Below are 12672 nucleotides of genomic sequence, written 5' to 3'. Positions count from 1 at the left end.
CGCCACTCAGGAGCAGTCCATGGCAATTTTCTGGAAAAACGTGGGCGTCGACGTGCAAACGGCGCTCGCCTCGGCAATCACCATCAACGCCATTTCGAAGGCCAACCCCGGCGTGGTCACCTACACCGGCACGGATCCCTCGAACGGCGATTACGTGCTGGTGGCCGCCACGGGCATGACGGAGCTGAACGACCGCGTGTTCCGCGTCGCCAACGTCAACGGCGCGGCGAACACCTTCGAGCTGGAAGGCGAGAACACCACGGACTACGGCACCTTCGTGTCCGGCTCGTTCCAGGTCATCACGTTCGGCGCGTCGTTCAACATCCTGCAAACGTTCGATGTGAGCGGCGGCGATCCCGAGTACGCGGACACGACGACCATCCACGACTCGATCCGCAAGCGCGCCCCGACGGTGGTGTCGCCGATGTCGATCACCTCGAACGCCATCTTCGATCCGTCGGATGCCGGCTACATCGAGGCCAACCGCGCGTACAAGGCGCAGACCAAGCGCGCCTTCAAGCTGCGCTTCGGCACCACGGCCAAGATGTGCTTCAACGGCTTCGTGTCCGCTCCGGGCACGCCGCGCGGCCAGGCGCAGGGCGTCGTGCAGACCGCGCTGGCCATCGAGGTGCAGAACTACCCCAGCTTCTGGTCGACCTGACCGGCCGTTTGCGCGCGGCCGTGGCGGCGGAAACGCCGCGCGGTCTTCGCCCGAGCCAACGCGGCCGCGCGCTCCTTCTCTATCGGGCCAAATGATCGGGCACCGTCATGGCATTCAAGGTTGTTGTTTCCCCCACCCTGCGCTTCCGCGTCGAAGGCACGACCACGCTGGAGAACGGCGAGCGCGAGGACTTCGATTTCTGGCTGGTCGCAGAACGCCTCGCGACTTCGAGCGACACGCGCGCCCTCGAAGAGAGCGTCGCAGCAATCGAGAAGGCCGGCAGCCGCACACCCATCACCGACACCCTCGTGCCGAAGATGAGGGCATGGGCTGGACCGGTCGGCGAGGCTGGCGAGGACGTGCCGTTCAGCCCGGAGGCGTTGCGCAATGTGCTCAACATGCCCGGAATCGCTGCGCTCGCCTTCAACGCCTATGTCGCCGCCTGCGGGGCAAAGGCAAAAAACTCGCTGCGGTAGCCGAGCGGTGGGCCCGTGACGGTCTGCGCGATGACGACGAGCAGCCGCAACCTGATCCCGATGCGGTGCAGCAGGCTCGTCCTGTCGCGCCCGTCGATTCCATGGCCCTGCTCATCTCCCGAGCTGCCGCAGCATCCGGGGCAAACGTCGAGACGGTCGAACAGCCGGACTGGCCGGTGTACCTCTGGCCGGAGTGCGTGCCGGCATGGCGCGCCTTCTTGGACTTGCAAGACCAATGGGGCGACCACGGCATGGCCCGCTCCGAAATCCTCGCGCACCTCCGCGAGACCGTACACGACGCCGACGAGCGGCGCGACGTCTACGACGGCGTCGTCGCCTGCGCTAGGGCGGCGCGTGCGGTGGTGCTCGCCGCGCGTGTCGAGCGCATGCGTAAGCGCGCCGAGGAAGCAGAAGCCGCCCGTCGGCGCAGGTAGGCCATGACCCAGGACATCCGCTTCCGCGTCGCACTCGATGGCGTTCAGCAGGTCCAGCAGGGCGCCACGCAGACGGCGGCCAGCCTGGAGCGTATCGGCCACGCCGGCGCCAATGCGGCCACGCAGACCTCCGGAGCGTTCGCGAGCATCGGCGGCGCCGTCAAGGCCGTGGCAGGTCTCGCCATCGCGAACGAACTTGCGCAGGCCGCCCGCGCTGCCGTGCAGACCGCGGATGCCGTCACCTCGCTGAACAACAGCCTGACGCTGGCCACCGGCTCGGCCAAGGCGGCCGGAGTGGTCTACGACGAGCTCTACGGCATCGCGCAGCGGTCGCGCACCGGGTTCCTGGAGCTGGGCGGCACCTATGCGTCGATCGCCCGGGCCACGGACGGCCTCGGCGTCAGCCAGACGCGTCTGCTGAAGATCACCGAGGCCATCGGCAACGCGATGGCGATCAGCGGCGGCAGCGCCGCCGGCATGCAGGCCGCCCTGACGCAGCTGGGGCAGGGCTTGGCCAGCGGCGCGCTGCGCGGCGACGAACTGAACAGCGTGCTCGAGCAGACGCCGCGCCTCGCCCGCGCCATCGCCGACGGCCTCGGCGTCACCGTCGGCAAGTTGCGCGAGATGGGCAAGGAGGGTCAGCTCACCGCCGAGGCCGTCCTGCAGGCGCTGGAGTCCCAGGCCGCAAAGCTGGCCACCGAAGTGCAGGGCAGCGTCGTGACCGTCAGCCAAGCGCTGACGCAGGTCAGCAACGCAGCCACGAAGGCCATCGGCGAAATCGACCGATCGGCCGGCGTAACGTCGAGCCTGAGCGGCGCCCTACAGACGCTGGCGAGCTCCGTCGACGACGTGTCGGACCGGTTTCAGCGGGCGCGCGAATCGGGCCTCGGGTTCTTCGGCGCACTCGCAGCCGCCCAGGTCATGGGCGTTGCCGAAGCGTTGGGTCACGTCGACGAGCGCGCCGCGAACATCGGTCGCCGGCTAGGCGAGGCGGAGAAGGAGCTGGCCGCCCTGCAGCTGCGTTTCGCCGCCAACGGCGGGCAGTACCTGGCTTTCGAGGTCGAGAAGGCGCGCGAGCTGGTCGAGCAGCTGAAGCAGGCCAAGCAGGCGCAGGACGAACTCAGGGCCCAGCGCGGCACCAGCCAGTCGCAGCAGTTCGGCGAGGCCAGCGCCGGCATCGACGCGGTCGCGAAGAAGGGCCTCGAGGAGCAGGCCGCGGCCGCCAAGCTCCTCGCCGACATCCGCAACAAGGCGCTGGGCGTCGACACGGCCTACCTGAAGCAGGTCAACGAACTGAACGCGGCGCGGCAGAAGGGCCACATCACCGAGAAGCAGTACGTCGAGACCGTCCAGCAGCTCACCGCGGCCACGTTCAAGAAGACGGCGGCCACGAAGAAGGACAAGGAGGAGATGGACGATGCCGTCAAGGTCTTCGAGGACCTGACGAAGGCCGGTCGCGACTGGGCGCGCGGACTGGAGGGCACCAACGCCGGCATGGAGAAGGAACTGGCGCTGGGCCGCCAGCTGACCGAAGGCGAGCGGCAGCACCTTGAGCTGACGACGAAGCTTGCCGCCGGGCAACTCGTGATGAGCGAGGCCACCGAGCGGGCCGCGCGCGCCAGCATCGACCGCGGCCAGGCGCTGCGCGAAGAGGTGTCGTGGATGCGTCAGGCGTCGGCCGAGAACGACGCGTCCATGGCGCGCCTGGCCGGCCAGACCGCTGACCTCGAAGGCCGCGCCGTCGCGCTGCGCAAGGTCAACGACCAGGCGCTGCTGACTCCGGCCGCGCTGCGCCAGATTGAGCAGGCCGAGCATCTGGCGAATGCCGCGGCGAAGGAGCGGCTGGCTACGGTATTTGAGTCCGTCGATCCAGCCATCGCCGGCGAGTACCGCAAGCAGGCCGCGGCCCTGCGCGAGATCGCTGCGCAGTCCGGCCGCGCCGCCGGCATCGAGGCCACCAAGGAGGCGCGCGATGCATGGCAGCGCATGGCCGACGACGCCGGCCAGGCCCTGACCGATGCGCTGATGAGCGGTGGCCGCGATGCCGGGGAGCTACTGGAGGACTACTTCAAGACTTTGGTCCTGCGCCCGATCATCCAGGCCGTGGTGTCGCCCGTCACCGGTGCGATTGCGGCGTTCCTGACCGGCGGTGCTGGCGGTGCTGGCGGAGGCGGCGCAGGGGCGGTCGGTGCAGGCCTGAACAACGCCTCCACGCTCTACAGCCTCTATCAAGGCGCCACCGGCTACAGCAGCAGCGTGAATGCCCTGGCTGGGTACTTCGGCGCCGGCACGACGGCCGGCGCGTCGTCGACGTCGCTGGCGTACGCGAACCTGGTCGGATCGGCTGGCGGCGACAGCATGGGGGCCCTGATCGCGGCGAACAACGGATGGGCCGGCGTCGGCGCTTCCGCGTCGTCGCTGGCCGCCAGCGAGTCGGCCACGCTGTTTGCCTCACAGGCCGCTGGCGAGGGCATCACAGTGGCTGGCACCAGCGCCGCCGGCGCGGGCGGCAGCAGCAGCGCCGCAGCCGGCATGGGTCCGTGGGCCGCCTACGCCGCCGCGATCATCGCGGCCTACATGGGCAGCCGCAGCGCCTGGGAGAAGGGCTACAACAACGAGAACCTGAGCGGTGCGTTTCGGTACTCGCCGGAGTCCACGTTTACCGACCTGCTGAAGATCGGCGGCATGAGCGACCGCTCGGCCAACATCTGGGGCGGCGGCGCCGTCTACACACAGCTCTTCGGCCGCGCATCGCCGCGCGTGGTGGACCAGGGCGTCGCCGGCACCATCACCGGCGGCGACTTCGCCGGCGAGATGTTCGCCGACATCCTGGAGAAGGGCGGCATCTTCCGCAGTGACAAGCGCCGCACCGAGACGAAGGCCGCGACCGAGTCGATCGACATGTTCTTCGACGACGCGTCGAAGGAAGTGCTCGCGCAGGCCAAGCGCTACGCCGAGGCTCTGGGCCTGCCGGCGGAGGAAATGGCGCGCATCACGACCGAGATCCGCGTCAGCCTCGGCGACGACGTCGAGAAGAACAAGACCGCGATCATTCAGGCGCTGGCCAAGTACGGCGAGGCGCTGACTGCCGGACTCGCCGATGAGGTCGCGCCACTCGCCAAATACGGCGAGACCGTGACGCAGACCATCGAGCGCGTCGGCGGCGCCATCCTGGGCGTGAACGCGGTCCTCGAAGACCTCGGCATCACCGCGCTGCAGGCTTCGCTCGACGGCGGCAGTGCAGCGATCGACCTAACTGCCATGTTTGGCGGCATCCAGGGCCTGAGCCAGGCGGCCGGGCAGTACTTCAGCAACTTCTACACCGAGGCCGAGCAGATCGAACTGGCCTCGGGCAAGGTGTCCGATGCGCTGGCGAGCGTGGGCCTCGCGATGCCTGACACCGTCGATGCCTACAAGGATCTGGTCTCGGCGCAGGACCTGAGCACAGAGGCCGGCCGCGAGGCGTTCACAGCGCTGCTGCAGGTGTCTGGCGCGTTCCATCAGGTCGAGTCGGCATCGGAGGCTGCGGCGAAGAAGCTGACCGAGGAGGCTGCAGCCCGGGCGAAGCAGGGACAGCAGGCGCTGGACCAGCTGGCCGGCAAGTTCCTCGAAGGGCCCGACCTGGACCGCTACCGCTACAACCGCGTGGCTGGCGACCTGACGCAAGCCGGGCTCGCGGTCACCGGCGAACGCCTTGCCGGCATGTCGAAGGAGCAGATCGAGGCCTTCGTTCGGCAGTTCGTGGACTTCGCCGACGGCGTCAGCGAGATGGAACTCGCAGTGCTCAGCGCCGCCGGCTCGCTCGGCGACCTGAAGAACGGCGCCCGGGATGCAGCCGACGCTCTGCAGTCCACGATCGAGAGCAACCGCTCGAAGCTGCTGCCGGCGGATCAGCGCATCGGTGCCGCGTACCAGGGCATCGCCGACGACCTAGCCGATGCCGGCTTCGACATCACCGTCAGCCAGCTGTTCAAGGCCTCGAAGCAGGAGATCCTGGAGACCGCCGACGCCATCACGGCGATGGCCGACGTCAGCGACGAGGCAAAGGCCGCGATCTGGCAGGCCGCCGGCGCGCTGGGCGACCTGAAGAGCGAAGCCAGCGAATTCGGCGGCATGCGCATTCGCAGCATGGGCCAGGCATCGGCAGCCGATCAGGCCTATCGCGAGTGGATGGGCATAGAAAGCAAGATCGCCGGCTTCGCGCAGGACTGGGCGAACAACACGCTGCCGGCCAACCTGCAGCAGTACGTCGATCAGCACTGGGGCGGTAAAGACAACGTCCCCGGTCCGACGCGCGACGGCATCTTCAACATGTACGTGATGCAGTCGAACGGTCCGGCAAATACCGATGTGGTGTCGCCGGACAGGCTGCGACGCGAGCAGGCGGAAGCGGCGGCCGCATCCGGCGGTTCAACCGCAATCAGCGAGTCCGATCGCCAGGCGCAGGAACTGGCTCGTGATGAACTGCGCGCACTCGATGAGTTGAACTCGACGCTCCAGCGGTTGGACGCCAGTTTCACCAGCTTCATGGACTCGCTGACGACTGGATCGCTGTCGGCCCTGTCGCCGGAGGATCGTCTGGCCGAGGCCCGCTCGCAGTTCTTCGACAACGCCGAAGCGGCGCGTGGCGGCGACCTGGCGGCGTTCGAGCGCGCCGACGATCTGGCCAGCACGTTCCTGCAGCTGCAGCAGCAGCTCAGCGGCGCACCGAACTACGCGCCGGTGTTCGACGAGGTTCTGGCCGAGCTGAAACGCCTGCAGGCCGAGCTGGCCGCCATCAAGGGCAACACGAAGACCGCGGCCGAGGTCACGGCCGCGTCCGGTGTTGCACTCAGCGACGCGCTGGACACGAGCAACCGGATGACGGCTCAGCAGCTGGCATACGACGCAGCACGGAGGGGGCGGTATGTCGCTTCTCTCTAACCCGCACCTGCTGCTTGAAATCGACGGCTACACCGACGCCGCAGCCTATGAGACCAAGCGCTACAGCATGAAGGGACGGCAGGGCTATCGCTCGAAGAGCACGGACACACCGCCCAATGCGCTGTACCTCGACCGCATCATCAGCGCTGGCGTCATCAGCCGGTCCATGTTCCGCGATGGTGCGTCGTTGGTTAGTGCCAATCCGCAGGCCGATGTCGGCGCGGCGATCGTGGAGTTGGCCAACTTCGGGGACCTAGACAGCGTGTTCAGCGACCCGGCAACCATCAATTTCCAAAGCCGCCCGATGCGGCTTTTGATGGTCGAGCCGGACGCCGCGCTGTCGACCGCGGAGACGGTCATCCGAGCCGTCACGAGCATCGTGGAGCCGAAGACGGACCGTGTCGTCATCAATGGCACCGACCGTCTGTACGAGCTGCGCACACCGCACTTGTCCGCGACCTACGGCGGCACGAACGCGCTTCCTGCGGGGGTCGACGGCGGCCCGGAGTTGACCGGGAAGCCGATCCCCCGCCTGTGGGGCAAGGCCTTCCACATCCCCGCACCGTGCGTGAATACGACTCGCGGCATCTACCAGGTGAGTGGCGCGGCCATCCTCACCGTGGATGCAGCGTACGACAAGGGCGCTCCGTACACCCAAGGCGCTGACTACACGTCGCAGGCCGACATGGAGACCAATGCACCCAGCTCCGGCCAGTACCGGGCCTGGCCGGCCGGCGGCATGCTGCGTGTTGGGGGCTCGCTGCCCACGGCTTTCACGTGCGACGCCACTGCAGACAGCACGGCCAACAGCAAGGCCGGCACGCTGCTGAAGCGCCTGGCCATGGAGCGCGGGATCGACGCGTCGGACGTCAGCGCCAGCCAGGTCACGGCGCTCGATACCGCCAACGGCGCCGTACTCGGCATCTGGGTCAACGACCTGCGCTCTACGCTGGACATCATGGATGCGGTGGCACGCACTGTCGGTGCGGCCTACGGCTTCGACCGTCTCGGCGTGCTCGGCATGAAGCGCATTGAGGAACCGGCCGGCGACCCGGTGGTAGTGATCGCACCATGGAACGAATCGGTGCTGGAGAGCGACCCCAGCAGCGACGAAGCGCCTACGACGAAGGTGCTGATTCGGTACGCGCGCTACTACCGCCCGCTGGCCGGGCCAGAGGTCGACGTGACCGTCTCGGCCGCCGATCGCGCGGATCTCGGGGAGGAGTGGCGCGTCGCCGAGGATGGCTCGACACCTTCGCCGAACCCTTACGCGCGCACGGCCACGCTGGAACTGGACACCCTCTTCGCCCACGAGGCCGACGCTGCTGCCGAGGCTGCGCGCCGCGCCGCGCTGTTGGGCGTGCCGCACCGCATGCACTGGGCCCGCGGCGTGCAACTCGATGACGCCACCCTCCTGGACGTCGACATCGGCAGCGTGGTCGAACTGCGCTGGGACCGCTACGGATTCAGCCGCGAGGCCGGCACGCTGCGCCGCGTGTTCGCCTACACGAAGAACTTGGCCGCCGGCACGGCGGACCTTCTGCTCTGGGGCCAGTGATGGGAAAGCTGCTTCTTGCCTACGACAACACCATCGACGAGTGCACGCTCAGCGGCGGCAGCTGGACGACAGGCCTGCCGCTGTCCTACCTCCAGACGCGCCAGATCGACCAAAAAGCCCGCAGCAGTAGCGCGAGCACGCGCGACACCTGGTGCTACATCGCGGCGCCCTCGGCCATCACAGTCGCCGCGCTTGCGGTGATCGGCGGCAACTTCACCACCGGTGCGACCCTGCGGCTGCGAGGCTTCTCCGCGGATCCGCGCGGCCTGACGTGGGCCGAGTTCAATCGATCGGCCGCGCTGCCAGGGGGGTTCACGTTCTCGCGCGGCTCGGTCGGCTGGTACATGGGTGCTTCTGGCGTGCTGGTCTCGGCGGCCAACAACATCCCGCGGTTCGAATATTCAAACGGCGTACTGCAAGGCCTGTTGCTCGAACCGACTACCACGAACAGCTTCAGCAATGCCCGGGACTTCGGCACCATCAATTGGACACGCTCCAACTGCACATCAACGAAGAACCAAACCGGCTTGGACGGGTCGGCGAACGGCGCCTGCTCTCTTGCTTTCACTGGGTCACCAGGCACGTTGCTGGCCGGCATCGGCGGCCTGACCGGCCAAACGGTCACCGTCTCCATCTGGGCGAAGACGTCGGCCGGCACGGCGGCGCTTGGCATCTCGCCGGACAACACCAACTGGACGACGGTGACCGTCACGACGACGTGGCAGCGGTTCCAGGCCACCGGTGTGGCCGGTGCAAACTGCGGCTTTCGCGGTACCGGCATCAACGTCATTGCCGACTTTGCGCAGGTCGAGATAGGCGCGGCGGCCACGTCCAACATCGAGACGACCGGGGCGGCAGCAACCCGGCAGCCGGACATCCTGACCGGCGCCGTCGCCTCGTTCGCCGCGGGCGGCTTGCTCCTCGAGGGCAAGCTCATCGCGCGCCCGGCCAGCTCCACTCAGCCGTTTGCCTTCGTAGCCACCACGAACACTGGCGATACGGGCATAGGCCTGGACATGACGACTGGCGGCGTGATGCGGGGGTTCAACCACAATGCCGGTATCAATAGCGCAACCGGCGTCAACAGTGCAGCCTACGCCAACGGCGCGACCTTCGCAGCGGCAATCGGCTGGGACGGCACCACACTCCGCGCTAGCTATGAAGGTGCGGCCGCGGTGGTTGACGCTGCCGTTACCACGCTGGCCGGCACCGCCAACACCTACGTGCGAGGCGGCCCGGCTTTCCATCTCACCGGCCTGCGCATCTACAGCTACGCCCCCACGACCGCCGACCTGGTGTCATTGAGCGGCGCCGAGCGCGAGATCGTCGCGCAGTACGACAGCGGCACCTACGACGCCTGGCCAGCCGCCTATGTCGCCGCGACCACCGAGCGCATGCGGCGTGGCGAGCAGACCCCTGCGCTGCATCGCCCCGCCACGCCGCAGTCCTACCGCTACTGGCGCCTCGACGTCGACGACACCACGAACCCGGACGGGTGGGTCGAGTTCGGCCGCCCAGTGCTGGCGTGGAATGCCTTCCAAAGTGAGCATGACGTCGCGTGCGGACTCGGCATCTACTTCAAGCCGCGATCGACGACCGTCACGACGGCCAGCGGCGCGCGCTACTTCGACGAGCTGCCGGCGCCGAAGTGTCTCGACTTCACCTTCCACTACCTCGCCGATGCCGAGGCCTGGGACACCATCTACGAGCTGATGCGCACGCAGGGGGCGACCGGCGAAGTTCTCGTGTCGCTCGACCCTGACGACGCGCGCAACCTGCCGCGGCACACGTTCCTTGCCACGGTGGCCGACATGGAGAAGCTGCGCGCCATGGCCAAGGGCTACTGGACCAAGGCATTCACCGCGGAGCAGCTGCTGTGACGGCTTTCGCTTACGACGCGCAGCGCTGGTTCGACGGCGAGGTCGAAGACGACACGCCGCGCTCGACGCCGATCGCGCCGCCGGCGCACGCCGAGGAGCGCGTCGACGGCGAGCCGTGGCCACGCTGGCAGCGCACCGCGTGGGTGCTGGAGCCGTGGACTGCTCAGCCGCCGCCGGTCGTGCCGGACGAGGTCGAGATGTGGCGCGCGCGGTGCGTGCTGATTGCGGCCGGCAAGCTGCAGGCGGTGCTCGATGCCATCGCCGCGATCGAGGACCCGGTTCAGCGCGCCATGACCGCGGCGCAGTTTGAGTTTCGACCGACGGTGCGGCGGATCAGCCCGCTCACCACCTACCTGCAGCAGGCCGCGGGCATCAGCGACGAAGAGCGCGATGCGATGTTCGTGCAGGCGGCCGCACTGTGACAGCAGCCAGGGAGACGCGCTGATGGACATCGACCCCGACCGCATCCTGCGCAGCCCCTGGGTGGCCGGCGCCTTCGGCGCGCTGGTGGGCCTGCGGTTCGCGCCAGGCCTCACCTGGTGGGAGCGGGCTTTCAACGTCCTCGCCGGCTGCCTCTGCGCCGGCTACATCTCGCCCGCGCTGATGGAGTGGCTGCACATCGAGCCTGCTGGCATCCGGGCGTGCGCAGCCTTCTGCGTCGGCATGTTCGGTCTCAACGTCGCAGCCGAGGTCATGAAGTTCGTTCGCGACGGCGGCCTGCGCCAGCTTGTCGCGGTCTGGTGGAGCAAGAAGGGTTGACGCAATGGACTCGGTTGTCACGCTCATCAACACCGCCGTCTGCTGTGTGCTGGCCATGGCCGCGACGTGGGCCTGCCTGTCGCCGCGAGTGCACGACGGCATCGTGATCAAGCTCGGGCTCATCGGCCTCGCGCTCGGCTTCGCGAGCCACGCCTGGATCGTGCACGACGGCATCGATTACTTCGACGCGGTGGCGCTGGCGCGTGCGCAGCTGCTGATCAACGCCGGCATGGTCGTTGTGATCGTCGGCTGGTTGCGCCGCGGCCGGCCAGGCCGCCCGCATGGACCTGAGCGTCGAGCCAGCGACTTCGTGGAGCTTGATAGCGACCGAAGCGAGCGGCAGTCATGAACAGCGTCGCCGCCAAATACCGCCAGCTGGCCGATGCGGTCGAGGTGCAGATTGCGGCACTAACCAGGCAGCGCGACATCTACCGCTCGCTGGCCAACTTCTTCGACCCGCCGCCGTTCCATCCGCCGCTGCCACCGATCGTGCCGCCGCCGGCCGGGCCAGACCCGGACTTCGACGACGTCCCGCCATATCCACTCGACGACGCGGAGCCCGCACCATGAACTTCCTCGACTCGTTCGCGCGGCTGATCGGAAATGAAGGCGAGTTCGACGACGACTCGACCGATCGCGGCAACTGGACCGGCGGCCGCATCGGCGTTGGCACGCTGAAGGGCACGAAGTACGGCATCAGCGCCGCCGCGTTTCCAGACCTCGACATCAAGTCTGTCACGCTTGACCAGGCGCGCGCCATCTACATGCGGCGTTACTGGGGGCCCGCCGGCTGCGACCTGGTGCCCGAGGCGTTGAAGTTTCCGCTGTTCGATTTCGCCGTCAACAGCGGGCCCGGCAAGGCGGCGCGGATGCTGCAGCGCGCGGTGGGCGCGATCGAGGACGGAAGCATCGGCCCGAAGACGCTGATGTCGATCCAGAGCATGCCGATCGACAAGGTGCTGCGCCGCTTCGACGCGCATCGAAACCTGCACTTCACCGATGACCCGGCCTGGCCAACCTATGGCCGAGGCTGGATCCGCCGTGTGGCGCTCAATGCGCTGGAGGCCTCATGAAGCCACTGGTGCGCTACCGCGCCGGCTACCGCTTCCAGCTCGCCGAGCCCTTCCAGTGCGCCACGCCCGTGGTCGAGGCTTGCCCTGGCAACCACTTCGTCGGCTTGGCCGCCGACGGCACGCTGACGATCGCCGCCGGTTACGCGTGGGACGGCGCATCCGGTCCGATCGCGCAGGGCCCGGACATCGTGCGCGGCTCGCTGGTGCATGACGCGCTCTACCAGCTGATGCGCGAGTGCGGGCTGTCGACGACCTGGCGGGGGGCGGCCGATGACCTCCTGCGCGTGGTGTTCGTCGAGGACGGCATGCACCCGCTCATGGCCGGCATCGCGCACGGCGCTGTCCGGGCGTTCGGCGAGAGGTTCGTCAACCCCATCCACGCACGGCCGGTGCTCGTTGCGCCGGCGCCGGTCACCTATCCCTCCACCGCTGAATGGATCGCGCCATGAAGACCATTTTTGCCCTGGCCGCCTGCGCGGCGCTCACCGCCTGCGGTACCAGCCCAGGCCAATTCGACAACCTGCTGACGCTCAGCCTGAGCGGCGACCGCGCATTCGTCACCAGCCTGTACGGACCCATCGGCGTCACCGCCGAGCTGCGGACTGAGGACGCGCGCGAGCTGATGGCGATGCGCGAGAAAGCGCGGTTCGCCGAGCAGGTGCTGAGTGCGACGGCTCGCACGCCGGTCGGCCTGGAGCGGGTCAAGCCTTGATCGCCACCCGGCCGCCCGCGACGGCCGCAACCCTGAAAGGACCATCACCATGAGCGCCTTCCTGCGCAAGACCTTTGCGGCCCTCGCGGCTGTTCTGTCCGCGGCCGTCGTGAGCGCCGCCCCGCCGCCATCCGTCTGCAGCCCGCCCGCCGGCACGATCGGCATGTGGCAGGGCGAGGCGGTGACGTGCGTGGCC

The 12672-nt window shown here is 68.3% G+C and carries 13 protein-coding genes; all 13 read left to right on the top strand.

What is annotated here, in order from left to right:
- The first annotated feature begins 19 nt into the window (after positions 1-19).
- The 13 genes from VEC57_14515 (at position 20) to VEC57_14455 (ending at position 12476) form a co-directional block, all read left to right on the top strand.
- Positions 20-661: a phage tail tube protein gene (locus tag VEC57_14515; GenBank protein ID HYC00347.1), complete on the top strand. Its 642-nt coding sequence runs from the start codon at positions 20-22 to the stop codon at positions 659-661.
- Between the two features lie 107 nt (positions 662-768).
- Positions 769-1137: a hypothetical protein gene (locus VEC57_14510; protein HYC00346.1), complete on the top strand. Its 369-nt coding sequence runs from the start codon at positions 769-771 to the stop codon at positions 1135-1137.
- Between the two features lie 101 nt (positions 1138-1238).
- Positions 1239-1571, top strand: coding sequence for a hypothetical protein (locus VEC57_14505; GenBank protein HYC00345.1), 333 nt, complete (start codon positions 1239-1241; stop codon positions 1569-1571).
- 3 nt (positions 1572-1574) lie between these two features.
- Positions 1575-6494, top strand: a complete 4920-nt coding sequence (locus VEC57_14500) for a tape measure protein (GenBank protein HYC00344.1) — start codon at positions 1575-1577, stop codon at positions 6492-6494.
- Complete coding sequence (locus tag VEC57_14495; GenBank protein ID HYC00343.1) at positions 6478-8052, top strand: hypothetical protein; 1575 nt, start codon at positions 6478-6480, stop codon at positions 8050-8052. The genes VEC57_14500 and VEC57_14495 overlap by 17 nt, the downstream gene beginning before the upstream one ends.
- Complete coding sequence (locus tag VEC57_14490) at positions 8052-9932, top strand: hypothetical protein (protein HYC00342.1); 1881 nt, start codon at positions 8052-8054, stop codon at positions 9930-9932. The genes VEC57_14495 and VEC57_14490 overlap by 1 nt, the downstream gene beginning before the upstream one ends.
- Positions 9929-10354: a hypothetical protein gene (locus tag VEC57_14485; protein ID HYC00341.1), complete on the top strand. Its 426-nt coding sequence runs from the start codon at positions 9929-9931 to the stop codon at positions 10352-10354. Before VEC57_14490 ends, VEC57_14485 begins: the two co-directional genes overlap by 4 nt.
- A 22-nt stretch (positions 10355-10376) precedes the next feature.
- The gene (locus VEC57_14480; GenBank protein HYC00340.1) at positions 10377-10691 is read left to right on the top strand and encodes a hypothetical protein; all 315 of its coding nucleotides are present in this window, start codon (positions 10377-10379) and stop codon (positions 10689-10691) included.
- 46 nt (positions 10692-10737) lie between these two features.
- On the top strand, positions 10738-11040 hold the full coding sequence (locus VEC57_14475) for a hypothetical protein (GenBank protein ID HYC00339.1): 303 nt from the start codon (positions 10738-10740) through the stop codon (positions 11038-11040).
- Positions 11037-11261 (top strand): hypothetical protein, encoded by a 225-nt coding sequence (locus VEC57_14470; protein HYC00338.1) that lies wholly within the window; start codon positions 11037-11039, stop codon positions 11259-11261. The genes VEC57_14475 and VEC57_14470 overlap by 4 nt, the downstream gene beginning before the upstream one ends.
- Complete coding sequence (locus VEC57_14465) at positions 11258-11764, top strand: glycosyl hydrolase 108 family protein (protein HYC00337.1); 507 nt, start codon at positions 11258-11260, stop codon at positions 11762-11764. Before VEC57_14470 ends, VEC57_14465 begins: the two co-directional genes overlap by 4 nt.
- Entirely contained in the window at positions 11761-12213 is a 453-nt protein-coding gene (locus VEC57_14460; protein ID HYC00336.1) for a hypothetical protein, read from the top strand. The genes VEC57_14465 and VEC57_14460 overlap by 4 nt, the downstream gene beginning before the upstream one ends.
- A complete protein-coding gene (locus VEC57_14455) occupies positions 12198-12476 on the top strand; it encodes a hypothetical protein (GenBank protein HYC00335.1) in 279 nt (92 codons plus the stop codon). Before VEC57_14460 ends, VEC57_14455 begins: the two co-directional genes overlap by 16 nt.
- The last annotated feature ends 196 nt before the right edge of the window (positions 12477-12672 follow it).

Source organism: Candidatus Limnocylindrales bacterium (assembly GCA_035626395.1).
Lineage (GTDB): Bacteria > Desulfobacterota > Binatia > UBA1149 > CAITLU01 > DASPNH01.
The sequence above is the reverse complement of the archived record's forward strand: the minus strand, read 5'-3'. Positions and strand labels throughout refer to the sequence as shown.

What these genes read in the sequence shown, in the direction of transcription:
- VEC57_14515 (HYC00347.1), top strand. Translation starts at nt 20, where the DNA reads ATGGCAATTTTCTGGAAAAACGTGGGCGTCGACGTGCAAACGGCGCTC.
- VEC57_14510 (HYC00346.1), top strand. Translation starts at nt 769, where the DNA reads ATGGCATTCAAGGTTGTTGTTTCCCCCACCCTGCGCTTCCGCGTCGAA.
- VEC57_14505 (HYC00345.1), top strand. Translation starts at nt 1,239, where the DNA reads ATGGCCCTGCTCATCTCCCGAGCTGCCGCAGCATCCGGGGCAAACGTC.
- VEC57_14500 (HYC00344.1), top strand. Translation starts at nt 1,575, where the DNA reads ATGACCCAGGACATCCGCTTCCGCGTCGCACTCGATGGCGTTCAGCAG.
- VEC57_14495 (HYC00343.1), top strand. Translation starts at nt 6,478, where the DNA reads ATGTCGCTTCTCTCTAACCCGCACCTGCTGCTTGAAATCGACGGCTAC.
- VEC57_14490 (HYC00342.1), top strand. Translation starts at nt 8,052, where the DNA reads ATGGGAAAGCTGCTTCTTGCCTACGACAACACCATCGACGAGTGCACG.
- VEC57_14480 (HYC00340.1), top strand. Translation starts at nt 10,377, where the DNA reads ATGGACATCGACCCCGACCGCATCCTGCGCAGCCCCTGGGTGGCCGGC.
- VEC57_14470 (HYC00338.1), top strand. Translation starts at nt 11,037, where the DNA reads ATGAACAGCGTCGCCGCCAAATACCGCCAGCTGGCCGATGCGGTCGAG.
- VEC57_14465 (HYC00337.1), top strand. Translation starts at nt 11,258, where the DNA reads ATGAACTTCCTCGACTCGTTCGCGCGGCTGATCGGAAATGAAGGCGAG.
- VEC57_14460 (HYC00336.1), top strand. Translation starts at nt 11,761, where the DNA reads ATGAAGCCACTGGTGCGCTACCGCGCCGGCTACCGCTTCCAGCTCGCC.
- VEC57_14455 (HYC00335.1), top strand. Translation starts at nt 12,198, where the DNA reads ATGGATCGCGCCATGAAGACCATTTTTGCCCTGGCCGCCTGCGCGGCG.